Annotated in this window: 20 protein-coding genes and 4 tRNA genes; 18 read left to right on the forward strand and 6 right to left on the reverse strand. The window is 55.0% G+C overall.

Translation table 11 applies throughout. The features are described 5' to 3' along the window. Nucleotides 1-14: 14 nt before the first annotated feature. On the reverse strand, nt 15-1961 hold the full coding sequence (locus CSC3H3_RS05705) for a PrkA family serine protein kinase (protein WP_101284264.1): 1947 nt from the start codon (nt 1959-1961) through the stop codon (nt 15-17). A 565-nt stretch (nt 1962-2526) separates the two neighbouring features. On the opposite strand from CSC3H3_RS05705, the gene CSC3H3_RS05710 reads away from it, so the two are divergent. Beyond that, complete coding sequence (locus CSC3H3_RS05710; RefSeq protein WP_101284265.1) at nt 2527-2859, forward strand: rhodanese-like domain-containing protein; 333 nt, start codon at nt 2527-2529, stop codon at nt 2857-2859. 40 nt (nt 2860-2899) lie between these two features. Here the strand turns inward: CSC3H3_RS05710 and CSC3H3_RS24370 are convergent, their stop codons facing one another. Next, nucleotides 2900-3130 (reverse strand): hypothetical protein, encoded by a 231-nt coding sequence (locus tag CSC3H3_RS24370; RefSeq protein WP_157831845.1) that lies wholly within the window; start codon nt 3128-3130, stop codon nt 2900-2902. A gap of 36 nt (nt 3131-3166) precedes the next feature. On the opposite strand from CSC3H3_RS24370, the gene CSC3H3_RS05715 reads away from it, so the two are divergent. After that, nucleotides 3167-3802, forward strand: a complete 636-nt coding sequence (locus CSC3H3_RS05715; protein ID WP_101264177.1) for a LysE family translocator — start codon at nt 3167-3169, stop codon at nt 3800-3802. Between the two features lie 77 nt (nt 3803-3879). Here CSC3H3_RS05715 and CSC3H3_RS05720 read toward each other — a convergent pair whose 3' ends face one another. Together CSC3H3_RS05720 and CSC3H3_RS05725 are read right to left on the reverse strand one after the other, a co-directional pair. Next, on the reverse strand, nt 3880-4524 hold the full coding sequence (locus tag CSC3H3_RS05720; RefSeq protein ID WP_101284266.1) for an NrsF family protein: 645 nt from the start codon (nt 4522-4524) through the stop codon (nt 3880-3882). A gap of 11 nt (nt 4525-4535) precedes the next feature. Then, on the reverse strand, nt 4536-5060 hold the full coding sequence (locus CSC3H3_RS05725) for a sigma-70 family RNA polymerase sigma factor (RefSeq protein WP_157831846.1): 525 nt from the start codon (nt 5058-5060) through the stop codon (nt 4536-4538). A gap of 182 nt (nt 5061-5242) precedes the next feature. Here CSC3H3_RS05725 and CSC3H3_RS05730 point away from each other — a divergent pair, with 182 nt between their 5' ends. Beyond that, nucleotides 5243-6028: an alpha/beta fold hydrolase gene (locus CSC3H3_RS05730; protein ID WP_101284268.1), complete on the forward strand. Its 786-nt coding sequence runs from the start codon at nt 5243-5245 to the stop codon at nt 6026-6028. A gap of 67 nt (nt 6029-6095) precedes the next feature. Here the strand turns inward: CSC3H3_RS05730 and CSC3H3_RS05735 are convergent. Continuing rightward, a tRNA-Thr gene (locus tag CSC3H3_RS05735) sits at nt 6096-6172 on the reverse strand. 127 nt (nt 6173-6299) lie between these two features. After that, entirely contained in the window at nt 6300-7178 is an 879-nt protein-coding gene (gene rlmB, locus CSC3H3_RS05740; protein WP_101264180.1) for a 23S rRNA (guanosine(2251)-2'-O)-methyltransferase RlmB, read from the reverse strand. Nucleotides 7179-7371: 193 nt separating this feature from the next. Between rlmB and CSC3H3_RS05745 the strand changes: the two genes are divergently transcribed. The 15 genes from CSC3H3_RS05745 to fusA all read left to right on the forward strand — a co-directional run bounded on the left by CSC3H3_RS05745 (nt 7372) and on the right by fusA (nt 24427). Beyond that, nucleotides 7372-7456, forward strand: a tRNA-Tyr gene (locus CSC3H3_RS05745). Nucleotides 7457-7494: 38 nt separating this feature from the next. After that, a tRNA-Gly gene (locus CSC3H3_RS05750) sits at nt 7495-7568 on the forward strand. Nucleotides 7569-7642: 74 nt separating this feature from the next. Then, nucleotides 7643-8833, forward strand: a complete 1191-nt coding sequence (gene tuf / locus CSC3H3_RS05755; RefSeq protein ID WP_101284269.1) for an elongation factor Tu — start codon at nt 7643-7645, stop codon at nt 8831-8833. A gap of 132 nt (nt 8834-8965) precedes the next feature. Next, a tRNA-Trp gene (locus CSC3H3_RS05760) sits at nt 8966-9041 on the forward strand. A gap of 50 nt (nt 9042-9091) precedes the next feature. After that, the gene (gene secE, locus CSC3H3_RS05765; protein ID WP_101271762.1) at nt 9092-9289 is read left to right on the forward strand and encodes a preprotein translocase subunit SecE; all 198 of its coding nucleotides are present in this window, start codon (nt 9092-9094) and stop codon (nt 9287-9289) included. Between the two features lies 1 nt (nt 9290). Next, nucleotides 9291-9824 (forward strand): transcription termination/antitermination protein NusG, encoded by a 534-nt coding sequence (gene nusG / locus CSC3H3_RS05770; protein WP_101271763.1) that lies wholly within the window; start codon nt 9291-9293, stop codon nt 9822-9824. A gap of 106 nt (nt 9825-9930) precedes the next feature. After that, nucleotides 9931-10359 (forward strand): 50S ribosomal protein L11, encoded by a 429-nt coding sequence (rplK, locus tag CSC3H3_RS05775; protein WP_101271765.1) that lies wholly within the window; start codon nt 9931-9933, stop codon nt 10357-10359. Nucleotides 10360-10363: 4 nt separating this feature from the next. Continuing rightward, on the forward strand, nt 10364-11062 hold the full coding sequence (gene rplA / locus CSC3H3_RS05780) for a 50S ribosomal protein L1 (protein ID WP_101271767.1): 699 nt from the start codon (nt 10364-10366) through the stop codon (nt 11060-11062). 278 nt (nt 11063-11340) lie between these two features. Further along, nucleotides 11341-11859, forward strand: coding sequence for a 50S ribosomal protein L10 (rplJ, locus tag CSC3H3_RS05785; protein ID WP_101271769.1), 519 nt, complete (start codon nt 11341-11343; stop codon nt 11857-11859). 48 nt (nt 11860-11907) lie between these two features. After that, on the forward strand, nt 11908-12279 hold the full coding sequence (gene rplL / locus CSC3H3_RS05790) for a 50S ribosomal protein L7/L12 (protein WP_073957446.1): 372 nt from the start codon (nt 11908-11910) through the stop codon (nt 12277-12279). A 361-nt stretch (nt 12280-12640) separates the two neighbouring features. Continuing rightward, nucleotides 12641-16807 carry a DNA-directed RNA polymerase subunit beta gene (gene rpoB, locus CSC3H3_RS05795; protein ID WP_101271771.1) on the forward strand — a complete coding sequence of 1389 codons (4167 nt, stop codon included), beginning with the start codon at nt 12641-12643 and terminating at the stop codon, nt 16805-16807. Between the two features lie 96 nt (nt 16808-16903). Next, nucleotides 16904-21097 (forward strand): DNA-directed RNA polymerase subunit beta', encoded by a 4194-nt coding sequence (rpoC, locus tag CSC3H3_RS05800; RefSeq protein ID WP_101271773.1) that lies wholly within the window; start codon nt 16904-16906, stop codon nt 21095-21097. Between the two features lie 369 nt (nt 21098-21466). Next, nucleotides 21467-21838, forward strand: a complete 372-nt coding sequence (rpsL, locus tag CSC3H3_RS05805) for a 30S ribosomal protein S12 (RefSeq protein ID WP_073957450.1) — start codon at nt 21467-21469, stop codon at nt 21836-21838. A gap of 12 nt (nt 21839-21850) precedes the next feature. Beyond that, nucleotides 21851-22318, forward strand: coding sequence for a 30S ribosomal protein S7 (gene rpsG / locus CSC3H3_RS05810; RefSeq protein ID WP_101271775.1), 468 nt, complete (start codon nt 21851-21853; stop codon nt 22316-22318). A gap of 27 nt (nt 22319-22345) precedes the next feature. Beyond that, nucleotides 22346-24427 (forward strand): elongation factor G, encoded by a 2082-nt coding sequence (gene fusA / locus CSC3H3_RS05815; RefSeq protein ID WP_101284270.1) that lies wholly within the window; start codon nt 22346-22348, stop codon nt 24425-24427. Nucleotides 24428-24439: the final 12 nt, after the last annotated feature.

A 24439-nucleotide genomic window follows, 5' to 3' on the forward strand; every position in this document is an offset into this window, starting at 1 on the left:
CAGCATGGGGCTTATCAGCCCGCCTTGTTGACGCGCATATACCATTCCACCAGTCGGCGGGTTTGACGTTCGGTATAGCCACGTTCGATCATGCGTTTGACGAACTCGTTATGCTTCTTTTCGGTATCGCCATCTTTTTTCGACCCGAAAGAAATAACCGGCAACAGGTCTTCCACCTGGCTGAACATGCGTTTTTCAATCACGTCACGCAGCTTTTCATACGATGTCCAGGCGGGGTTTTTGCCTTTGTTGTTGGCGCGTGCGCGCAGGGCAAATTTAACGACCTCGTTACGGAAATCCTTGGGGTTGGCAATGCCGGCCGGTTTTTCGACCTTGGAAAGCTCCTGGTCGATAATCTTGCGGTCCAGCAGCTGTCCGGTATCAGGGTCTTTGAAATCCTGGTCTTCGATCCAGGCGTCGGCATAGGCGACATAGCGGTCAAACAGGTTCTGACCATAGTCGGAATAGCTTTCCAGATACGCCTTCTGGATTTCCGCACCGATAAACTCGGCATAGCGGGGGGCAAGTTCCGCCTTGATGAACTCCATATAATCCTTTTCGCGTTCTTCCGGGTATTGTTCACGTCGGATCGCCTGTTCAAGCACATACATCAGATGTACCGGGTCGGCGGCAACCTCGTGGGTGTCGTGGTTGAACGTTTCGGAAAGAACCTTGAAGGCAAAGCGTGTTGAAATGCCATCCATGCCTTCATCAACGCTGGCAGAATCGCGGTATTCCTGCATCGAACGCGCTTTCGGGTCGACATCCTTCAGCGTTTCGCCGTCATAAACGCGCATTTTGGAAAACAGGTTGGAATTTTCATGCTCCTGCAGGCGCGACAGGATGGAAAACTGTGCCAGCATTTTAAGGGTGCCGGGCGCACACGAGCCCTGTTCCAGTTCCGAGCCCTGCAACAGTTTGTCGTAAATGCTGGTTTCTTCGGTGACGCGCAGGCAATAGGGCACCTTGATCACGCTGATACGGTCAATAAAGGCTTCGTTGTTTTTATTGGCCTTGAAGCTTTGCCATTCTGCCTCGTTGGAATGGGCCAGGATCATGCCCTGGAAGGGGATGGCACCCAGGTTCTCCGTGCCGATATAGTTACTTTCCTGCGTTGCGGTCAGCAACGGATGCAGCATCTTGATCGGGGCCTTGAACATTTCAACAAATTCAAGCATGCCCTGGTTGGCGCGGTTCAACCCGCCGGAATAGGAATAGGCGTCTGGGTCATTCTGGCTGAAATATTCCAGCTTGCGGATATCAACCTTACCCACAAGCGATGAAATATCCTGGTTGTTTTCGTCACCGGGTTCGGTTTTGGCAATCGCGATCTGGCGCAGGCGCGATGGCAGCAGTTTGACGACCGAGAATTTTGAAAGATCGCCTTCAAATTCATCCAGCCGTTTTACCGCCCAGGGCGACATCAGGCCGGTCAGGCGGCGTTTGGGAATGCCGTATTTATCCTGGATGGCATCGCCCATTTTTGCCGGGTTAAACAGGCCAAGCGGGCTTTCAAAAACGGGGCTTATGTCATCGCCTGCCTTCAGAACATAAATGGGTTCCTGTTCCATCAGTTCTTTTAACCGTTCGGCAAGCGAGCTTTTACCGCCGCCAACCGGACCCAACAGGTAAAGAACCTGTTTTCGTTCTTCCAGCCCCTGTGCGGCATATTTGAAGAAACCGACAATCCGTTCAATGGTTTCTTCCATGCCAAAAAAGTCGTCAAAGGCTGGATATCGCTTGATCGTACGGTTCAGAAAGATTCGGCCAAGGCGGGGATCGGTCGATGTGTCGATCAGTTCCGGTTCTCCGATGGCCTTGATCATGCGTTCGGCCGCCGACGAATAGGCCGATGGATCATCGCGACATAAATTCAGATAGTCGCGTATGGTCAGTTCGGTTTCCCGTTTTCCGTCATAGCCTTCCGCATATAGCTCGAAGATATCCTGGTCTTCAGCCATGGCGCGGTCTCCTTTCCAAAATTATCGCACGTCTTTTCTCGCTGGGTGGTCCGGTCTTGTGGCAACTCTCCCGGTCGGATGTTTCGGGCACGGCTTTTGGTGCGCACCAATTGTTTTTGGTCCATGCGGGGATGTCGGGCGAACAGGTCCCCGGAACAGCTTTGTGAAAAAGTGACACCTCGGGTGTCAAAGCACGGCAAAAAGCAAAAATGGCGTCGATTAGACCCAGAAGGGCAGACTGCAATTGTGCCAGTCTGTCGAAATCTTCATCCGCAAAGTCCGCGATCGGCTTGCTGGGCGACGGAAATGAAATTTTCCGTTGAAAAAGTGCCCCCGGGCAAGTGCAGGGCGACTGGATGAAAGGCTACGCTACTACTATTGAACGTGGTTACTGCATTGCGGCTGCGCAATGTCTTCTTTAAAAATTTCAGTGTGTTCCGGCCGGTTTTATTGGAATAACCGTTCACAAATTGGTGACGGGCTGCCTACATGTAAAAACGGCATCGCCGATACTGTCCCACCACCAGATAGTGTGCCTGATGCAAGCAGGTCATGAAAGGAAACAATGTCAGAAAATTCTGTATATTTTATTGACAGCGCGGCCCTGAACCGGATTTTGCAGGAAAAAAGTGCATTACTGGTCGATGTTCGCCAGCCCGAAGAATTTGCTGGTGGCACCGTACCGGGGGCGATCAATATTCCGCTTGGCGATCTTGATATGTCCTCCCTGATCGATCAGACCGATGAAATGGACTGTGACATCGTCTTTGTCTGTGCCATCGGGCAACGCTCCTTCGGGGCGGCCAATGCCGCATTGCCCCATCTTGATTGCAAGGTGATGACGCTCAAGGGCGGTGTGCAATCCTGGGCGCGCGATGGGTTTGCCGTGCAGAAATAATTTCTGTTGTCATCGACTCCTTCCGGTGTTTTGAATTGTTTTAAGCCATTCCAGTCTGACAGGCATGTTCGGCCAGGTTGCCATCGTCGTAAAATGGCAACGTGCGCCATGAACGAGCAACGTACATGAACCGGCATCGCAACAGGGCGCCGTTAAAACGCGCCTTGAATATGTGCCAGCGCTGTTGTGATCGTTTGCTGTTATTGTCGTTGTCGGGCTGTTTTGGCTTTTGCGTTCCGATACCCCGATATTCTTCCACCCCATAAGTCACTTGCGTTTCCCCATCCCATAATCCCGGATCATCGACATGGAATATGTTCCCTACCTTTTGACGGCCTATGCCATTTTCATGCTGGCGGTTTTATCGCCGGGGCCAAATTTTCTGGCCGTGACGGGAACAGCAATGACGGTGTCTCGCCGCGCCGGGCTGGGGCTTGCACTGGGTGTCGGTTGCGGCACGCTGTGCTGGTCAAGCATGACGATGCTGGGTCTAACCGCTATTCTTGCGGCTTCGGCTGATGTTGCGCTGATCCTGCGCTGGGCTGGTGGGGCCTATCTTGTGTTTCTGGGGTATAAATCATTGCGGGCTGCCCTGCGGCGCAACCGCCCGGTAACCGAAACCCCCGCCAATCTGATCGCGAATCCTGACCGTCCCTTCTGGCGTTACATCCGCCGCGGTCTTTTGGTTCAGGCCGGGAATCCGAAGGCGGCTTTGTTCTGGCTGTCTGTTATGTCGATTGTTTTGCGTCCCGATGCGCCTGCATGGGTGGCGGTGGCCATTGTTGTGGGCACAACGACAATTTCGTTTTGCTGGCATCTGGCCCTGGCCTGGTTTTTTTCCACGCCCGCCGTCATGCGGGTTTACCGGCGTGCCCAACGCACCATCGAAGGCGTGCTTGGTGCGATGTTCATTATTTTCGGCGGCAAACTTCTGGCTGGTTAAGTCGCGAATCCTGCTAATTCGCCAATTTTGGTAGCCATTCGTTGCTGTTGCGCCGTGGGAACGGGATACAGTGCTGCCTACCAGGCCAGCATCCGCCGACCGATGGCTGCACCAAGGGCTGTAACGATTCCAACCGCAATCGGATACCAGATCAGCAAAAACAGGCCGGCATCATTGCGACATGCAATGGCATAGGCCATCGCAGCCAGCGCACCAGCCAGCATACCGGCGAAGGCGCCTGTTTTACCGGGGTGAACGGTCGCACCTTTGCGTAAAAAATACATCACCAATCCCAGCGCGGGCAGGGACGCCACAATGATGGTGGCAACACAGATGGGGGCCGCCAGGGGGGCTGCGCCCAGCCAGGAACTACCCGATTGATCGGTGATGATCCGAACCGCGATGATCACCAATATTGGCACAAAAATCAGCCAGGATGGTGCATTGCCACCGGCAATTGCCAGTTCCCGCAGGGTTTTGAATGCGGCAATACCGGCTGCGAGCATGGTAATCACCTTAAAAAAGGTTGCCGGTGCCGTATTCATCGCAATCAGATCGATCCGGGGGCCAACAAGGACCAGAATGATCATCACCGCCGTGATCAGACCCGCCAGCGCACTGCCAGCAAGCGCGCTGTGCAATTTGCGCGGCGAGGGGCCATTTGCGGTCCCGGCCTGGCTGGCAAGGCTGTTGATAAGGTCATCGGTTTTAAGCGTGCTCATTCCCTGTTTCCCTATCCTTTGCCCGACCGTGCTGTATCAAAAAGCCGTGCCAGCGCGCGGTTAAATGTCACCCGGATGGATGCTTCACTGCGGTTAAGCTTCTTTGCGGCCTGCCGGACGGTATCGCCTTCTATGGCAAGGGCATTTACCACGTCTTGCTGTTGCGATGGCAGATCGGCCAGTTTCCTTTCAACATCCATCGCCCGGCTGGGGTCTGATGATGTGCCGATAATTTCGGCCAGTTCATCCAGGCTGACATTGGCCTTGTATGCGCGTTCGCGCGATGTGCGCCTTACGGCGTCGACCAGTTTGTAATGCACAATGCCTGACAGCCACGGCTTAAACGGGCGTTCTTCATCCCATGTGTGGCGCTTGTCATGCAGCCCGATCAGAATTTCCTGCACCACATCCTCGGTTTCCTGTGGATCAAGGCCTAACCGGCGCAACCTGCCGGGAATACCGGTGCGCAGGCTTTGCGCAATTTCGGCCAGCATCTGCCCATAGGCTTTGGCATCGCCCTGCCTCTCTGCGCGCATTGCGCTTTCCCAACGCTGTTGCTGGCTTGCTGTCAAAAGATCATTCCTGCTTGTCGCCGGGCAAGGGGCTCGCTTTTTCGTGAAGCGGCGTGATCAGGCACCATGTTTCATTTTCACCGGCCGGTCCGAACAACCTTATGGAAGCCTCATGCGAGGCAATTTTATAAGCGTAAGGATATAAAATGAAATCGAACCTTGTCAAAGTCGCCGCAACCCTTGCCGTTCTTGCCTTCACCTCGGGTTCGGCCCTGGCGCAATCCGCGGTGGATATGATCAAACCTGCCAGCATCCAGGCGAAAAACGTGGTGCTTGTGCATGGTGCCTGGGCCGATGGATCAAGCTGGGCAAAGGTTATTCCGATTCTGCAAAAGGCCGGCCTGCATGTAACTGCGGTGCAAAACCGCCTGACTTCGCTTAAGGATTCGGACGAAGATGTGCGTCGCGCCCTGGCCCAGCAGGATGGCCCAACCGTTCTTGCCGGCCATTCCTGGAGCGGCACGGCCATCAGCGATGTTGGCAATGCCAAAAATGTTTCGGCGCTGGTTTATGTGGCGGCCCGTGCCCCTGAGGCGGGTGAGGATTTCGTCGCTCTGCAAAAGACATTTCCCGATACCCCGGTGCGTGCCGGAGTCGAGAAATTCGATGGTTTCACCAAGGTATCGGAGGATGCCTTTTTGAAATATTTCGCCAATGGCATCGATAAAGACGAAGCCCGCGTCTATTACGCCGTGCAGCAGCCCACGGCAGCCAGCCTGTTTGGCGAACGTACAACCGATACCGCATGGAAGTCGAAGCCGGTCTTTTATGCCGTCTCGGCCGAAGACAAAACCATCTCGCCGGAATTCGAAGCCTTTTTGGCAAAACGTATGGGCGCACAAACCATTACGCTTGATGCCGGTCATCTTTCGATGGTGTCCCACCCGCAGGAAATTGCCGATCTGATCCTGAAAGCCGCCGGTCGCAAGTAACCGCGATCTGCCAAATTCAGGCAAAAGAAAACCCCGCAGCCATAAGGCTTGCGGGGTTTTCTTTTTGTGGTGCCGGCAGAGAGACTCGAACTCCCAACCTTCGGATTACAAATCCGCTGCTCTACCAATTAAAGCTATGCCGGCACGAGCGGCGAGAACATAGTCCGGGTTGAACAGGATTGCAAGCCCCTGATTCATCCCAATTTTCCCCGCGCGCAGCGATGCGGTAAATCCTTTTATTTCAAGCGATTCGCCGTAAATTTGTAGGGGCTCAGCCTTGCTTTCTGAACAGCTCGTAAAGGGCAACTGCCGCGGCATTGGAAACGTTAAGGCTTTCAATGCGATCAGTCATGGGCAGTTTGACCAGAAAATCACAGTTTTCCCGTGTCAAACGCCGTAATCCGTCGCCTTCCGAACCCATAACAATCCCGACTTTGCCGGTCAGTTTGGCTTCGGCCAGAGTCTGTTCGGCTTCACCATCCATCCCGGCCAGCCAGAAATTCGCCGTTTTAAGCGCCTCAAGCGCACGGGCCAGGTTACCGGCATGGATATAGGGCACGACTTCAAGCGCCCCACTGGCCGATTTTGCCAGCACGCCCGATTCCTGTGGCGCATTGCGGTCGGGCACAATCACCGCACTGGCGCCAAAGGCGGCAGCACTGCGCAGAATCGCCCCCACATTATGCGGGTCGGTCACCTGGTCAAGAATCAGGACCGTTGCCGAATCCTGATCGCGATATTCCGCTACCAGGTCTTCGACAGCGGGCTGGTTCAGGGGGGCGCAATGCATGGCCATGCCCTGATGCACCGAACCGGGTGGCAACATCTGGTCGATATCGACGCGACCGGCATTATCAACCGCAATATCGGTGCGGTCGGCCTGTTGCAGGGCGTAGTTGATTTCATCGCGGACATTTTCGGTTGCCCAGATGCGGTGAATCGTACGTTGCGGGTTTTCAATTGCCATCATTACCGGGTGGCGACCAAAAAGAATCAGACGTGACGAATCACGTCCGGCACCTGAATCCCGGCCACGCCCGCGACCACGACGGGAATTGCCCTCGGTATTTTCCGCGTCCTGCGGGGGCATAGCCCCATCGGGTGAAGCGGCAGGGCGGGAAAACGAACGGTTTTTGCTGCGGCGCGCCATTGTGGCGGAAACCTCCAACTCATAAGAACTTGAATGCACTTTGTTTCGCCCGGTTTACCGGGTGAAATCAGCATATAGGAAAGGAAATGCGAATTCGTGCTTTTTTTGCTGTTGACAAGAAGGGCACCCGCAACGTATTCCCTCCCTCGCCGAAACGAGGCGGGCCTCACAGCCAACAGCGTTTCAGCCCCGTGGAGGGGTGGCAGAGCGGTCAAATGCAGCGGACTGTAAATCCGCCGACTTAGTCTACGCAGGTTCGAATCCTGCCCCCTCCACCATTTCTCTCGCCCTCGCGAGAGCTCGCAGTTAAAAATATGCGGGTGTAGCTCAATGGTAGAGCAGAAGCCTTCCAAGCTTACGACGAGGGTTCGATTCCCTTCACCCGCTCCAGAATTTTAGTGGCCCGTCGGCTTGTGCGGTGGGTTCTTACGTGTTTTTTTGGTTCGGATTAGGATCTGAGGGCAATGGCCAAGGAAAAGTTTGCGCGTACAAAGCCGCACGTCAACGTTGGCACCGTCGGCCACGTTGACCACGGTAAAACCACGCTGACCGCAGCGATCACCAAAGTTCTTGCAGAGCAGGGCGGTGCATCGTTCCAGGACTACAGCATGATCGACAAGGCACCGGAAGAGAAAGCTCGTGGTATCACGATCTCGACCGCGCACGTCGAATATGAAACCGAAAACCGCCACTACGCGCACGTCGACTGCCCGGGCCACGCTGACTATGTGAAAAACATGATCACCGGTGCTGCCCAGATGGACGGTGGTATTCTCGTTGTTTCGGCTGCTGACGGCCCCATGCCGCAGACCCGTGAGCACATCCTGCTTGCACGCCAGGTTGGCGTTCCGGCACTGGTCGTGTTCATGAACAAGGTTGACCAGGTTGACGACGAAGAGCTGCTCGAACTCGTCGAAATGGAAATCCGCGAACTTCTGTCTTCTTACGACTTCCCGGGCGACGATATTCCGATCGTCAAGGGTTCGGCTCTTGCCGCACTTGAAGGTCGTGATGACGAAATCGGCAAGAACGCGATTCTCGAGCTGATGAAAGCCGTTGACGATTACATCCCGGCTCCGGATCGTCCGAAAGACCGTCCGTTCCTGATGCCGATCGAAGACGTGTTCTCGATTTCGGGTCGTGGTACCGTTGTTACCGGCCGTGTTGAAACCGGTATCGTCAAGGTTGGTGAAGAAGTCGAAATCGTCGGCATCAAAGCAACCGTTAAAACCACCGTTACCGGCGTTGAAATGTTCCGCAAGCTGCTCGACCAGGGCGAAGCTGGCGACAACATCGGCGCGCTGCTGCGTGGTACGAAGCGTGAAGACGTCGAACGTGGCCAGGTTCTGGCACATGTTGGCTCGATCAACCCGCACACCAAGTTCCAGGCAGAAGCCTACATCCTGACGAAGGATGAAGGTGGCCGTCACACGCCGTTCTTCTCGAACTACCGTCCGCAGTTCTACTTCCGTACGACTGACGTGACCGGTTCGATCGAGCTGCCGGAAGGCACCGAAATGGTGATGCCGGGCGACAACGTTCAGATGACCGCCACCCTGATCGCGCCGATCGCGATGGACGAAGGTCTGCGTTTCGCAATCCGTGAAGGCGGTCGTACCGTCGGCGCGGGCGTCGTTGCCAAGATTATCGAATAATTTATGATTTTGCATCGAATAGATGCTTGATCTTTGATGTGCGGGCGGATATAAGCCGCCCGCACACCCCACCACCCGGATGGGGATGTGTCAGAAACAAAATTGATTACCAACTGTTTCTGATGTGATTATAGGAGTGTAGCTCAGTTGGTAGAGCATCGGTCTCCAAAACCGAGGGCCGTGGGTTCGAGTCCCTCCGCTCCTGCCATTTTTTCCGGGCCTGATTTGATAAGCATTTGAAACGGTACACACCCGACAATGGCTAAAACGTCACCGGCACAATTCGTACAACAGGTTCGTCAGGAAGCCCGCAAGGTCTCCTGGCCGACCCGCAAGGAAACGACCGTATCAACCCTGATGGTTTTCATCATGGTTGCTTTTGCGTCTGTTTTCTTCTTTGTCGTTGATCAGCTGCTTGCCCTGGGCGTCAAGCTGATCTTTGGTGTCGGGGGCTGATATGGCTGAGCATCGCTGGTACGTGCTGCACGTCCATTCCGGTTTTGAAAAGAAGGTCGCCCAGTCGATCCGCGAACAGTCCATTAAAAAAGGTCTGGAAGGCGAGATCGCAGAAGTTCTGGTCCCGACCGAAGAAATCGTGGAAATGCGTCGTGGCAGCAAAGTCAATGCCGAGCGCAAGTTCTTCCCGGGTTACGTATTGCTGAAAATGCAGCTGACTGACGAAAGCTGGCATCTGGTCAAAAACACCGCCAAGGTCACTGACTTCCTTGGCAGCCGTGGTAAACCGATGCCGATTTCCGAAAAGGAAGCACAGCATATCCTGCATCAGGTTCAGGAAGGCGTTGAACGTCCGAAATCCACCGTCAGCTTTGAAGTTGGCGAAGAAGTCCGGGTTTCCGATGGTCCGTTTGCTTCCTTTACCGGTGTTGTTGAAGGGGTCGATGAAGAACGTGCACGCCTGAAGGTGTCTGTTTCGATCTTCGGTCGTTCTACCCCGGTCGAACTGGAATATACCCAGGTCGAAAAGATCTGATCGATCTTTCAAAAAGTTTCCGGATTGCATGAATTTGTAACCGGTTTTATCGAGCGCGGGAGGCCAGCCATGGCCGGACCGCGCGCTTCTTTAAGAGGTAAGTGCAATGGCCAAAAAGATTACTGGCTATATCAAGCTGCAGATTGCTGCTGGTAAAGCCAACCCGTCTCCGCCCGTCGGCCCGGCCCTGGGTCAGCGCGGTGTGAACATCATGGAATTCTGTAAGGCGTTCAATGCTGCGACCCAGCAGATGGAACCCGGCATGCCGATTCCTGTCGTCATCACCGTTTATGGCGACCGTTCGTTCAGCTTCGTCACCAAAACCCCGCCGGCATCCTACTTCCTGCGTAAAGCAGCTGGTATTGCCAAGGGTTCGGGCACCACTGGCAAAGGTTTTGTCGGTAAAGTGACCAAAGCCCAGGTCGAAGAAATCGCAAATGCCAAGATGGCTGACCTCAATGCGGTCGACATCAAAGGCGCAATGGCGATGATCGAAGGTTCGGCCCGTGCTATGGGTCTCGAGGTTGTGGAGTAAGACGATGGCCAAGACTGGTAAGCGCCTTGCCCAGGCCTATGAGGGCATTGACCGTAACAAACAGTATGAACTTGCTGCTGCTATCAAGCTTGTCAAAGACGGTGCAAAAGCAAAGTTCGACGAAACCGTTGAAATCGCGATGAACCTGGGTGTTGACCCGCGTCACGCCGACCAGATGGTTCGTGGTGTTGTCTCGCTGCCGCACGGCACTGGCAAAACCATGCGCGTCGCTGTCTTCGCAAAAGACGCCAAAGCAGAAGAAGCCCAGAAAGCTGGTGCGGACGCTGTTGGCGCCGAAGACCTGATGACCGCAATGCAGGGCGGCGATCTGAACTACGATCGCGTCATTGCTACCCCGGACATGATGGCTGTTGTCGGTCGTCTCGGTAAGGTTCTCGGCCCGCGCGGCCTGATGCCGAACCCGAAACTCGGCACCGTGACCATGGACGTTGCCAAAGCCGTTGCCGATGCAAAGGCTGGTCAGGTTCAGTTCCGCGCTGAAAAGAACGGTCTGGTTCACGCTGGCGTGGGCAAGGCATCTTTCAGCGAAGAGCAGCTGGTTGAAAACGTCAAGGCGTTCGTTTCTGCGATCGTCAAGGCGAAGCCGACCGGTGCAAAAGGTACGTACCTGAAGCGCGCTGCTGTCAGCTCCACCATGGGCGCTGGCGTCAAGGTTGCGGTTTCGGATATCGCGACCAACTAATTTCGAGTTTCCGGTCTGCCTTCGGGTGGGCCGGTTGCCGGAGAGGGGGCTAACCCCTCTCTACCTGTCTGTCCCAGACTGCAGGTGGGCAATGTCTGATTGCTCTTAATGTCCTGCATAGGCAGAGGTTCCGGTTCTAGAATTTCCCGTATTCGGGGTTTTCCAAAGGCTTGAACATCTGGCAAACGGACGGGCGTAATCGGCCGGTTCCTGTGAACTGGTCACGTCTGTGAACCCTTAGGGGTTCAGGGCAAAAAGCAAAATGTCGGAGACTGATTGTGAACCGCGATGATAAACAACAGTTCGTAGCAGAAATGCGCGAAGTGTTCGAAGGTGCGGAAGGCGTCATCATCACCCAGTACAAAGGGTTGACTGTCGCTGAAATTACCGCTCTTCGTGCGCAGATGCGTCAAGCTGGTGCGGGCTTCAAGGTCACCAAAAACCGGCTTACGCGACTTGCTCTGGAAGGCACCAAATTTGCTAACCTGGCAGATTTCTTTACTGGCCCGACCGCGATCGCCTATTCGGCGGACCCGGCCGCAGCCGCTAAAGTTGCTGCTAACTTTGCCAAAGCTAACGAGAAACTCGTTCTCGTTGCTGGTGGTCTCGGCGAACAGGTTCTCGATGAACAGGGTGTTAAAGCCCTTGCAGAACTGCCGTCGATCGACGAACTGCGCGCAAAACTGGTTGGCATGATCCAGACCCCGGCACAGCGTATCGCTACGCTGACTTCCAAGCCGGCGGCCCAGATCGCCCAGGTGCTGAAGGCATATGCCGAAAAAGGCGAAGCCGCGTAACCCTTTTTTTCCTAATTACTACCAAGTTTAAGCCTAGGAGTTATCAAAATGGCCGATCTTAAGGCACTCGTCGAAGAGCTCTCCAAGCTCACCGTTATCGAAGCTGCTGAACTTTCCAAGCTTCTCGAAGAAGAGTGGGGCGTTTCCGCCGCTGCTCCGGTTGCTGTTGCTGCTGCTGCTGGTCCGGCTGCTGAAGCTGCAGAAGAAAAAACCGAATTTGACGTTATCCTGGCATCTGCTGGCGACAAGAAAATCAACGTCATTAAAGAAGTTCGCGCAATCACCGGTCTTGGCCTGAAAGAAGCCAAAGACCTGGTCGAAGGCGCTCCGAAGCCGGTCAAAGAAGGCGTGGCTAAGGACGAAGCTGCTGAAATCAAGAAAAAGCTTGAAGAAGCTGGCGCAACCGTCGAACTCAAATAATCGACGGCTATTGCCAAGGTTTGGGTCGGCGTTCCTTCCGGGGACGCCGACCTATCCGTCTTTGCGGGAAATTTTTTTGAACGCCGCAGGACGCGAAAGGGAAATTTAACGGTTGACGCTGCCAAAGCTAATCATACATAGTGCAAGACTGTTTTTGCCAAAGGTTATCTTTGGCGGCGTCGACAGCCGAGGGATCAGTGATCTCTATTCATGTTGGATGTCAAATAACATCCGCGGTCATATTTAAGTAACGCCCGCCCCGTACGGGGCTCGGGCGTCGTTGTGCTGTACGCATTTTTTGCGTCTGCAACATCGACGACGGGTTCGGACGGTGTGGGGAGGCGCGATTAAAGGAACGATGATGGATAAGTCCTTTACTGGTCGAAAGCGCATTCGCAAGAGCTTTGGACGGATCAGCGAAGTCGCTCCGCTCCCGAACCTTATTGAGGTTCAGAAGAATTCTTACGTGAAGTTTTTGCAGACCGGAATCCCGAGTGAGCAGCGGGACGATACCGGCTTGCAGGAAGTCTTCAAAAGCGTCTTTCCGATTAAAGACTTTTCGGAACGAGCGACTCTTGAATTCGTCTCTTTCGAGCTGGAGCAGCCGAAATACGACGTTGAGGAATGCGGCCAGCGTGGCATGACCTTTGCCGCGCCGTTGCGCGTTACCCTGCGTCTGGTCGTTTGGGACATCGACGAAGACACCGGTGCACGTTCTATCCGCGATATTAAGGAACAGGACGTGTATATGGGCGACATGCCGCTCATGACCGAACACGGCACCTTTATCGTGAACGGCACCGAGCGTGTTATCGTCTCGCAGATGCACCGCTCGCCGGGCGTATTCTTCGACCACGACAAGGGCAAGACCCACAGCTCGGGTAAATATCTTTTCTCCGCACGCGTCATTCCGTATCGCGGTTCCTGGCTCGATTTCGAATTCGATGCCAAGGACGTGCTTTATGTTCGTATCGACCGTCGTCGCAAGCTGCCTGCAACCACCCTGTTGATGGCGCTTGAAAACGAAGAGTCCGAGCAGCTTCGTGCGCAGCGCGCCGAAGAAGGTCGCTCTGTCGATCCGTCGGAAATCGAAGGTCTGACCCCGGAAGAAATCCTCAACTATTACTATGATTCGGCTGAATACCGCCGGACCAATAATGGCTGGGTTACCGATTTCAACGCCGATCGTTATATCGGTCAGAAACTTCTGAACGACCTTCTTGATGCCGATAGTGGTGAAGTTGTTGCTGCTGCCGGTACGAAGATCACCAAACGTTCTGCGGCGAAAATCGTCGAGCAGGGCGTCACCCAGATCATGGTGCCGGAAGAACAGCTTTATGGCTGGTACATGGCCGAAGACCTGATCGACGGTGATACCGGTGAAATCCGTGCCGAAGCCGGCCACGAACTGACCGAAGGTGTGTTTGAACAGCTTAAGGAATGGGGTGTTGATTCCGTTCGTCTGCTGCTGATCGACCACAACAATGTCGGTGCTTATCTGCGTAACACCGTTGCGCTTGATAAAAACAGCAATCGTGAAGAAGCCCTGGTTGACATTTACCGTGTCATGCGTCCGGGTGAGCCGCCGACGATCGAAGGTGCCGAGGCCATGTTCAAGGGCCTGTTCTTCGACGCCGAGCGTTACGACCTGTCTGCTGTTGGTCGTGTGAAGATGAATGCGCGCCTTAATCTGGAATGCCCGGATACGGTTCGTGTTCTGCGTCGCGAAGACATCCTCGAAGTCGTCCGTGTTCTGATCGACCTGAAAGACGGTCGTGGCGAAATCGACGATATCGACCATCTTGGCAACCGTCGTGTTCGTTCTGTTGGCGAACTGATGGAAAACCAGTTCCGCGTTGGTCTGCTGCGTATGGAGCGTGCGATCCGCGAGCGTATGAGCTCGGTCGAGATCGACAACGTCATGCCGCATGACCTGATCAACGCCAAGCCGGTTGCTGCTGCTGTTCGTGAATTCTTTGGCTCTTCGCAGCTTTCGCAGTTCATGGACCAGACCAACCCGCTGTCCGAAATTACGCACAAACGTCGTCTCTCGGCTCTCGGGCCGGGCGGTCTGACCCGTGAACGCGCAGGCTTTGAAGTCCGTGACGTGCATCCGACCCACTATGGTCGTATCTGCCCGGTTGAAACCCCGGAAGGTCCGAACATTGGTCTGATCAACTCGCTGGCGACCTTTGCCCGTGTCAACCAGTACGGCTTTATCGAAAGCCCGTATCGTAAGGTTGTTGACGGCACCGTGACCGCCGAGGTCGTCTACCTTTCAGCGATCGAAGAAGGGCGTTACGTTATCGCCCAGGCTAACGAACCGCTGACCGGTGATTTCCGCTTCGCCAACGAACTGATCAACACCCGTAAAGCGGGTGAGCATCTGATGGCGCGCGAAGAAGAAATCGACCTGATGGACGTTTCGCCGAAACAGCTGGTTTCTGTGGCTTCGGCCCTGATTCCGTTCCTTGAAAACGACGACGCCAACCGCGCTCTCATGGGCTCGAACATGCAGCGTCAGGCGGTTCCGCTGATCCGCTCTGAAGCCCCGTATGTCGGTACCGGTATGGAAGTTCCGGTGGCGCGCGATTCAGGTGCAACCCTGATTGCCCGTCGTGACGGTGTTGTTGAATCGGTTGACGCCACCCGTATGGTGATCCGTGCTACTGGCGATATTGCCGCTTCTGAATCTGGCGTTGATATTTACACCCTTCGTAAATACCAGCGTTCGAACCAGGGCAGCTGCATCAACCAGAAGCCGCTGGTGAAGGTCGGCGACGTTGTCCAGAAGGGCGACATCATCTCCGATGGTCCCTGTACCGATATGGGTGAACTCGCTCTTGGCCGTAACGTGCTCGTCGCGTTTATGCCGTGGAACGGTTACAACTTCGAAGACTCCATCCTTCTGTCCGAACGTATTGCGCGTGATGACGTCTATACCTCGATCCATATCGAGGAATTTGAAGTCATGGCCCGTGACACCAAGCTTGGTCAGGAAGAAATCACCCGTGATATTCCGAACGTCGGTGAAGAAGCCCTGAAAAACCTCGACGAGGCAGGGATTGTCTATATCGGTGCGGAAATCAAACCGGGCGACATTCTGGTTGGTAAGGTGACGCCGAAGGGTGAAAGCCCGATGACGCCGGAAGAAAAACTTCTGCGCGCCATTTTCGGTGAAAAAGCTTCGGACGTTCGCGATACCTCGCTGCGTGTCCCGCCGGGACAGTTCGGTACCGTTGTTGAAGTTCGTGTCTTCTCGCGCCGTGGCGTGGACAAGGACGAACGTGCTCTGGCGATTGAACGTTCGGAAATCGAACGTCTGGCGCTTGACCGCGACGACGAACGCTCGATCCTGGAACGCAACTTCTATGGCCGTCTGAAGAATCTGCTGCTGGGTCAGACCATCGTTGATGGTCCGAAGAGCCTGGCTGGCGTGATCACCGAAGACAACCTGGCGAATGTTGCCCGTGGCTTGTGGCGCCAGATTGCCGTTGCCGACGACAATGTCATGTCTGACATTGAAGCGCTGAAGAAACAGTTCGAAGAATCCATCAAGGTTCTTCAGGCCCGTTTCGACGACAAGGTTGACAAGCTTCAGGCTGGCGACGAACTGCCGCCGGGCGTGATGAAGATGGTCAAGGTCTTTGTTGCCGTTAAGCGTAAAATGCAGCCGGGCGACAAGATGGCCGGCCGTCATGGTAACAAGGGTGTCGTGTCGCGCATCATGCCGATGGAAGACATGCCGCACCTTGAAGACGGTACGCCTGTCGACATCGTTCTGAACCCGCTTGGCGTCCCGTCGCGTATGAACGTTGGTCAGATTCTTGAAACGCATCTTGGCTGGGCTTCGCGCGGTCTTGGTGAGCAGATCGGTAACATGGTGGACGGTGTTCTTGATGAACGCACCTCGATGGAAGATCTGCGCGGCAAGCTGAACGAAGTTTACGAAGACGAATCATATGTCACCGGCATCAAGGAATTGAGCGACGGTGAAGTGATCGAGCTTGGTAACAACCTGCGTCGCGGTGTGCCGATGGCAACGCCGGTCTTTGACGGTGCACGTGAACCCGATGTGGTCCGCATGCTCGAGAAGGCAGGTCTTGACGGTTCTGGCCAGGTTGACCTCTATGACGGTCGTACCGGCGAGAAGTTCCATCGCAAGGTTACAGTCGGCTACATCTACATGCTGAAGCTGCACCACCTTGTCGACGACAAGATCCACGCCCGTTCGATCGGCCCGTACTCGCTTGTTACCCAGCAGCCGCTGGGTGGTAAGGCACAGTTCGGTGGCCAGCGTTTCGGGGAAATGGAAGTGTGGGCGCTCGAAGCTTACGGCGCAGCTTACACCCTGCAGGAAATGCTTACTGTCAAATCGGACGACGTTTCTGGCCGTACCAAGGTCTATGAAGCAATTGTTCGTGGCGAAGACACCTTTGAAGCCGGTATTCCGGAATCCTTTAACGTTCTCGTTAAGGAACTCCGGTCGCTCGGTCTCAATGTCGAGCTTGAGCAGGAAGACTACTAAAATCCAGGGCGGGCGAAGCTTGCTTCGTCCGCCATTGCATCTTTCGGCCTGAAATTGGCGAAACCCGGCGCGGCCGGGCATAGCGGGAGAGCCTTTATGAACGAGTTGATGAAGATCTTCGGGCAGCCTCAGGGCACCCAAAGCTTCGATCAGATCCGCATTCAGATCGCCAGCCCGGAGCGTATCCGTTCCTGGTCTTTTGGTGAAATCAAGAAGCCGGAGACCATCAACTACCGGACTTTCAAACCGGAGCGCGACGGTCTGTTCTGTGCGCGCATTTTTGGTCCGGTTAAGGATTACGAATGCTTGTGCGGCAAGTACAAGCGCATGAAATATCGCGGTATTATCTGCGAAAAATGCGGCGTCGAAGTCACGCTGGCCAAAGTGCGTCGCGAACGCATGGGACATATTGAACTGGCAGCACCTGTTGCGCATATCTGGTTCATGAAATCCCTGCCGAGCCGCCTTGGTCTGTTGCTCGACATGATGCTCAAGGATCTTGAGCGTATTCTCTATTTCGAAAACTATGTCGTTATTGAGCCGGGTCTGACCCCGCTCAAGATGGGTGAACTTCTGAGCGAAGACCAGTTCACCACGGCACAGGAAGAATATGGCGAAGACAGCTTCCGTGCCGGTATCGGTGCAGAAGCCATCCGCGACATGCTTGCTGCGATCGACCTTGATGACGAATACGAAGTCGCCAAGCTCGACCTCAAGGAAACCAACTCGGAAGCCAAGCGCAAGAAGCTGGTCAAGCGTCTGAAGCTGATCGAAGCTTTCCGTGATTCGGGTGCCCGTCCTGAATGGATGATTCTGGAAGTCATTCCGGTCATTCCGCCAGAACTGCGTCCGCTGGTTCCGCTTGATGGTGGTCGTTTCGCAACGTCGGATCTGAACGATCTGTACCGTCGCGTGATCAACCGTAACAACCGTCTGAAACGCCTGATCGAACTGCGTGCGCCCGATATCATCGTGCGTAACGAAAAGCGTATGCTGCAGGAATCGGTCGACGCACTGTTTGACAATGGCCGTCGCGGCCGTCCGATCACGGGTGCCAACAAGCGCCCGCTGAAATCGATGTCCGACATGCTCAAGGGCAAACAGGGTCGTTTCCGTCAGAACCTTCTCGGTAAGCGCGTCGACTATTCCGGTCGTTCCGTTATTACCGTGGGTCCGAGCCTGAAGCTGCACCAGTGCGGCCTGCCGAAGAAAATGGCGCTCGAACTGTTCAAGCCGTTCGTTTATGCGAAGCTTGAATTGTACGGTATGGCGACCACGATCAAGGCTGCCAAACGCATGGTCGAAAAAGAGCGTCCGGAAGTCTGGGATATCCTCGAGCAGGTTATCCGCGAACACCCGGTCATGCTCAACCGTGCGCCGACGCTGCACCGTCTTGGTATCCAGGCATTCGAGCCGACCCTGATCGAAGGTAAGGCAATCCAGCTTCATCCGCTCGTCTGTACAGCTTTTAACGCTGACTTCGACGGCGACCAGATGGCCGTTCACGTGCCGCTGTCGCTCGAAGCCCAGCTCGAAGCCCGTACGCTGATGATGTCGACCAACAACATCCTGTCGCCGGCATCGGGTCGTCCGATTATCGTGCCGTCCCAGGACATCGTGCTTGGTCTGTACTACATCTCGATGGATGGTGAAGGTGAACCCGGCGAAGGCATGTCCTTTGTCGATATCGCCGAAATCGAACAGGCGCTTGATTCCGGTGCAGTTGGTCTGCATTCGAAAATCAATGCCCGTTACCATACTGTCGATGCGAACAACGAAAAGATCACTATTCGTGTTCAGACGACCCCGGGCCGTATGTTGCTCTCGGAACTGTTGCCGCGTCATCCGCGCATTCCGTTCTCGACGATCAACAAGCTGCTGACCAAAAAAGACATCTCGAACGTTATCGACATTGTCTATCGTCACTGCGGCCAGAAAGAGACGGTCATTTTTGCTGACCGCCTGATGGGTCTTGGCTTTAACTGGGCGTGCCGTGCGGGCATTTCCTTTGGTAAGGATGACATGGTCATTCCTGATGCCAAGGAACCGCTGGTCAACACGACCCACGAAAAGGTCAAGGAATACGAACAGCAGTATCAGGACGGCCTGATCACCCGTGGTGAAAAATACAACAAGGTGGTCGACGCCTGGTCGCAATGTACTGACGACGTTTCCGAAGCCATGATGAAGGGCATTTCGGCAACGAAGGAAGGCAACCAGATCAACTCCGTTTACATGATGGCGCACTCCGGTGCCCGTGGTTCTGCCGCCCAGATGCGTCAGCTTGCCGCCATGCGCGGTCTGATGGCAAAGCCGGATGGCTCGATCATTGAAACGCCGATCATTTCCAACTTTAAGGAAGGCCTGACCGTGCAGGAGTACTTCAACTCCACCCACGGTGCCCGTAAGGGGCTGGCCGATACGGCGCTGAAAACGGCAAACTCCGGTTACCTGACCCGTCGTCTCGTTGACGTCGCCCAGGATTCGATCATCACCCAGCATGATTGCGGCACCGAACGGGGCCTCGATATTGCGGCTGTTGTTGACTCGGGTGAAGTTATCGAAACCCTGTCGGATCGTATCCTTGGTCGTTACACCGCTGATGCCATCGTTGATCCGTCAACCGGCGAGGAAATCGTTGGCAAGAACGAAATGGTTGTCGAAGACCATCTCGATCTGATCGAAAAAGCCGGTGTTGAATCCGCGCGTATTCGCTCGGTGCTGACCTGTGATGCCGAAACCGGCGTTTGCGGCCATTGCTATGGTCGTGACCTTGCTCGCGGGACGACTGTCAATATCGGTGAAGCTGTTGGTGTTATCGCCGCACAGTCAATCGGTGAACCGGGTACCCAGCTGACCATGCGTACGTTCCACATTGGTGGTGCCGCGCAGCGTGGTGCGGAAGTTTCCGGTGTCGAAGCCAACTTCGATGCGACCGTCAAGATCAAGAACCATGCTGTGGTGACGAACTCCAAGGGCGTCAACATCGTCATGGCCCGTAACCTGGAAATTCTGCTTCTCGACAAAAATGGTCGTGAACGCGCGAAATTCCGTGTTCCTTACGGTGCGAAGCTGCTGACCGAAGACGGTGCACAGATTTCCCGTGGCCAGAAACTGGCCGAGTGGGATCCGTACACCCTGCCGATCATCACCGAGAAAGAAGGTTTCGTGAACTATGTCGACCTGATCGAAGGGACGACCATTCGCGAAATCTACGACGAAGCAACTGGTATCGGTGCCAAAACGGTTATCGATTGGAAGAGCCAGCCGAAAGCATCCGATCTTAAGCCGCGCGTCACCCTGCGTGACGAAAATGGCGAGGTCATCAACCTGGATAACGGCCTTGAAGCCCGTTACTTCCTGTCGGTTGACGCGATCCTCTCCGTTGAAAACGGTCAGAAGGTCAATGCCGGTGACGTTCTTGCGCGTATCCCGCGTGAAGGTTCGAAAACCCGTGACATCACTGGTGGTCTGCCGCGCGTCGCCGAGCTGTTTGAAGCCCGTAAACCGAAAGAACACGCGATCATCGCCGATATCGCTGGTCGCGTTGAATTCGGTAAGGACTACAAGAACAAGCGTCGTGTCATCCTGCATCCGCATGATGATGCCGGTGTCGAGCCGATCGAATATCTGATCCCGAAAGGCAAGCATCTTGCCGTTCAGGAAGGGGACTTCGTCGAGCGTGGCGACCTCCTGATGGATGGTTCACCGGTTCCGCACGATATCTTGCGCGTTATGGGCGTTCCGGCACTGGCCGACTACCTGGTTAATGAAATCCAGGAAGTTTACCGGTTGCAGGGCGTGAAGATTAACGACAAGCACATCGAAGTCATCGTTCGTCAGATGCTCCAGAAAGTGGAAATCACCAAACCGGGTGACACCACGCTTCTGGTTGGCGAAATTGTCGACCGCGTCGACTTCGAAGCCGAGAACGAAAAAGCTGCCCGTGAAGGCGGCGATATGGCAGAAGCCTCACCGGTCCTCCAGGGGATCACGAAGGCTTCTCTCCAGACGCATTCCTTCATCTCGGCCGCGTCGTTCCAGGAAACCACGCGCGTTCTGACCGAAGCTGCCGTATCGGGTAAAACCGATACGCTGATCGGTCTGAAAGAAAACGTGATCGTGGGTCGTCTGATCCCGGCAGGTACCGGTGCGGTAATGAATCGCTTCCGCGCTCTTGCCAGCGAACGCGACCGTGTGGTCCAGCTCGAAGCTGAAGAGGAAGAAATCGGGGATAACTTCGGTCCGCAGGGCGGTTCCGAGTCCCCAAGCCTCCCGGCTGGCGAGTAAGGATTTACGCGCAAGGTTATTAAAGAATCAGAGACGAACCGGGAATTTCTTATCGACGCCCCGGTTCGTTTCGGCGTTTGAAGCGCCAACTCGATGGCTCCAAGGGTTTTGCTTGACGCGATATGGGCCCGTCACTAGTATGCGCCCACCGAATCTTGGGGGGTGTTTCTGTGACGGTGCCGATAATGGTTCCGGGCGGAAACGCCCTTCCGTCGCATCAAGCGACTTTGACGGCCGTCGAGGCAGGATCAAACCTGCTTTTTGGGCGTCCGCAATGTTTTTGTCTTTATGGCAAAAGCAGCGCGGTCGCTCGTCGTGCGTCGATAGAGTACGCCCAAGTGGCGTCCGTTAAGGCAAAAGGGAAAGTTAATGCCTACTATTAACCAGCTGATCCGCAAGTCGCGGTCACCGCGCTCGCAGCGCGATATGGTGCCTGCACTGGAAGCATGCCCGCAGAAGCGTGGCGTGTGCACCCGTGTTTACACCACCACCCCGAAGAAGCCGAACTCGGCACTTCGTAAGGTTGCCCGTGTCCGTTTGACTAACGGCTACGAAGTAACCAGCTACATCCCGGGTGAAGGCCACAACCTGCAGGAACACTCCGTCGTCATGATCCGTGGCGGCCGCGTGAAGGACTTGCCGGGTGTTCGTTATCACATTATTCGCGGTACCCTCGATACACAGGGTGTTAAAGACCGTAAGCAGCGTCGTTCGAAATACGGCGCGAAGCGTCCGAAATAAGGAGCGCATTGAATGTCTCGTCGTCACGCTGCTGAGAAGCGCGAAGTACTTCCTGACGCCAAATATGGCGATAAGGTTCTGACCAAATTCATGAATGGTCTGATGCTCGACGGTAAAAAGTCGGCTGCAGAAAAGATCGTTTATGGTGCATTTGACATCATGGAATCCAAAGGCGGCGATCCCGTTGCCCAGTTCCATGAAGCCATGGACAACGTGAAGCCGAACGTCGAAGTTCGCTCGCGTCGTGTTGGCGGTGCGACCTATCAGGTTCCGGTCGAAGTTCGTTCCGAACGTCGTCAGGCACTTGCCATTCGCTGGCTGGTGGACGCAGCGCGCAAGCGTTCCGAAACCACCATGATTGGTCGTCTCGCTGGTGAACTGATGGATGCTGCCAACAACCGTGGCACCGCCGTCAAGAAACGCGAAGACACCCATCGTATGGCCGAAGCCAACAAGGCTTTCGCTCATTATCGCTGGTAACCCAGACCCAAAGATCAAGAGTCGATTATGGTACAACGTACTCCGATCTCTCGGTATCGCAATATCGGCATCATGGCGCACATTGATGCCGGTAAAACCACGACAACCGAGCGAATTCTATTCTACACCGGCAAGTCCTACAAAATCGGCGAAGTCCATGACGGCGCCGCTACGATGGACTGGATGGAACAGGAACAGGAACGCGGCATTACGATTACGTCTGCTGCGACGACCTGCTTCTGGAAAGATCACCGCATTAACATCATCGACACCCCGGGCCACGTTGACTTCACCATTGAAGTTGAACGTTCGCTCCGCGTGCTCGACGGTGCTTGTGCCGTGTTTGACGCAGTTTCCGGCGTTGAGCCGCAGACCGAAACCGTATGGCGCCAGGCTGACAAATACCACGTCCCGCGGATGTGCTTTGTCAACAAGATGGACCGTACCGGCGCGGACTTCTTCCGTTGCGTTGAAATGATGAAAGAACGTCTCGGTGCCAACACGGCTGTGTTGCAGCTGCCGATTGGTTCCGAAGCAGAATTCGAAGGTGTTGTCGATCTGGTTCGCAACAAGGAAATCGTCTGGAAAGACGAATCCCTGGGCGCCGAGTTCGAATACCGCGATGTTCGCGAATCCCTGGTTGACCAGGCGAACGAATATCGTGAAGCCCTGATCGAAGCTGCCGTCGAATTCGACGAAGAAGTCATGGAAGCGTATCTGGAAGGCGACATGCCGTCCGAAGAAACGCTGATCGCCTGTATCCGTAAGGGTACCCTGGCTTCCAAGCTGGTCCCGGTTCTGCTCGGTACTGCGTTCAAGAACAAAGGCGTTCAGCCGCTTCTTGATGCTGTTATCGATTACATGCCGGCTCCGGATGACATCACCGATGTTCGCGGCGTCAAGCCGAACACCGAAGATGAACCCGATTCACGTCCGCTGAATGACGAAGCACCGTTCTCGGCGCTGGCATTCAAGATCATGAGCGACCCGTTTGTTGGTTCTCTGACCTTCATCCGTATTTACTCGGGTGTTCTTGATGCCGGTTCGTACGTTCTGAACTCCGTTAAGGAGAAGAAAGAACGTATCGGTCGTATGCTGCTTATGCATTCAAACAACCGTGAAGAAATCAAATACGCCTGCTCGGGTGACATCGTGGCACTGGTCGGTATGAAAGATACCACCACCGGTGATACGCTTTGCGATCCGGCCAAGCCGATCATTCTGGAACGCATGGAGTTCCCGGATCCCGTTATCGAAATTGCTGTTGAGCCGAAAACCAAGGCTGACCAGGAAAAGATGGGTCTGGCACTCGCACGTCTGGCACAGGAAGATCCGTCTTTCCGCGTCAAGACCGACCACGAATCCGGCCAGACCGTGATTTCGGGCATGGGCGAACTGCACCTCGACATTATCGTCGACCGTATGAAGCGTGAATTCAAGGTCGAAGCTAACGTTGGCGCGCCGCAGGTTGCCTATCGCGAAACCATTTCGCAGCAGGTCGATATCGACTACACCCACAAGAAGCAGTCTGGTGGTTCGGGTCAGTTCGCCCGTATCAAGTTGACCTTCACGCCGGGTGAGCCGGGCAGCGGGTTCTCCTTCACCGATACCGTCGTTGGCGGTAACGTTCCGAAGGAATACATCCCCGGTGTTGCCAAGGGTCTCGAAAGCTCGCTGCCGAATGGCGTTATCGCGGGCTTCCCGGTTACCGACCTTTCCATCACCCTGACCGACGGTGCATACCACGACGTCGACTCCAGCGTGATGGCCTTCGAAATCGCTGCACGTGCCGCCTTCCGTGAAGGTCTCGCAAAAGCTCGCCCGAAGCTTCTCGAGCCGATCATGAAGGTTGAAGTCGTGACCCCTGAAGAATACATGGGCGACATCATTGGCGACCTGAACAGCCGTCGTGGCCAGGTTCGTGACATGGACTCTCGCGGTATCGCGCGCGTCGTCACGGCTTTTGTCCCGCTGGCAAACATGTTCGGTTACGTCAACACGCTGCGTTCCATGTCGCAGGGCCGCGCCCAGTTCGTCATGCAGTTCGATCATTACGCCGACGTGCCGCAGGCTGTCGCGGACGAAGTCCGTGCCAAATCGGCCGGTTAAGGCGAAGCTAGG

It is taken from the genome of Thalassospira marina (genome assembly GCF_002844375.1).
GTDB lineage: Bacteria > Pseudomonadota > Alphaproteobacteria > Rhodospirillales > Thalassospiraceae > Thalassospira > Thalassospira marina.

Excerpts from the sequence above, each read along its gene's own strand:
- tuf (WP_101284269.1), top strand. The coding sequence starts at position 7,643 with ATGGCCAAGGAAAAGTTTGCGCGTACAAAGCCGCACGTCAACGTTGGC.
- CSC3H3_RS05725 (WP_157831846.1), bottom strand. The coding sequence starts at position 5,060 with ATGCGCGCAGAGAGGCAGGGCGATGCCAAAGCCTATGGGCAGATGCTG.
- rpsL (WP_073957450.1), top strand. The coding sequence starts at position 21,467 with ATGCCTACTATTAACCAGCTGATCCGCAAGTCGCGGTCACCGCGCTCG.
- rpsG (WP_101271775.1), top strand. The coding sequence starts at position 21,851 with ATGTCTCGTCGTCACGCTGCTGAGAAGCGCGAAGTACTTCCTGACGCC.
- rpoC (WP_101271773.1), top strand. The coding sequence starts at position 16,904 with ATGAACGAGTTGATGAAGATCTTCGGGCAGCCTCAGGGCACCCAAAGC.
- rplL (WP_073957446.1), top strand. The coding sequence starts at position 11,908 with ATGGCCGATCTTAAGGCACTCGTCGAAGAGCTCTCCAAGCTCACCGTT.
- rplK (WP_101271765.1), top strand. The coding sequence starts at position 9,931 with ATGGCCAAAAAGATTACTGGCTATATCAAGCTGCAGATTGCTGCTGGT.
- CSC3H3_RS05710 (WP_101284265.1), top strand. The coding sequence starts at position 2,527 with ATGTCAGAAAATTCTGTATATTTTATTGACAGCGCGGCCCTGAACCGG.
- CSC3H3_RS05720 (WP_101284266.1), bottom strand. The coding sequence starts at position 4,524 with ATGAGCACGCTTAAAACCGATGACCTTATCAACAGCCTTGCCAGCCAG.
- rpoB (WP_101271771.1), top strand. The coding sequence starts at position 12,641 with ATGGATAAGTCCTTTACTGGTCGAAAGCGCATTCGCAAGAGCTTTGGA.
- fusA (WP_101284270.1), top strand. The coding sequence starts at position 22,346 with ATGGTACAACGTACTCCGATCTCTCGGTATCGCAATATCGGCATCATG.
- secE (WP_101271762.1), top strand. The coding sequence starts at position 9,092 with ATGGCTAAAACGTCACCGGCACAATTCGTACAACAGGTTCGTCAGGAA.
- CSC3H3_RS05730 (WP_101284268.1), top strand. The coding sequence starts at position 5,243 with ATGAAATCGAACCTTGTCAAAGTCGCCGCAACCCTTGCCGTTCTTGCC.
- rlmB (WP_101264180.1), bottom strand. The coding sequence starts at position 7,178 with ATGGCGCGCCGCAGCAAAAACCGTTCGTTTTCCCGCCCTGCCGCTTCA.
- CSC3H3_RS05705 (WP_101284264.1), bottom strand. The coding sequence starts at position 1,961 with ATGGCTGAAGACCAGGATATCTTCGAGCTATATGCGGAAGGCTATGAC.
- rplA (WP_101271767.1), top strand. The coding sequence starts at position 10,364 with ATGGCCAAGACTGGTAAGCGCCTTGCCCAGGCCTATGAGGGCATTGAC.
- nusG (WP_101271763.1), top strand. The coding sequence starts at position 9,291 with ATGGCTGAGCATCGCTGGTACGTGCTGCACGTCCATTCCGGTTTTGAA.
- CSC3H3_RS05715 (WP_101264177.1), top strand. The coding sequence starts at position 3,167 with ATGGAATATGTTCCCTACCTTTTGACGGCCTATGCCATTTTCATGCTG.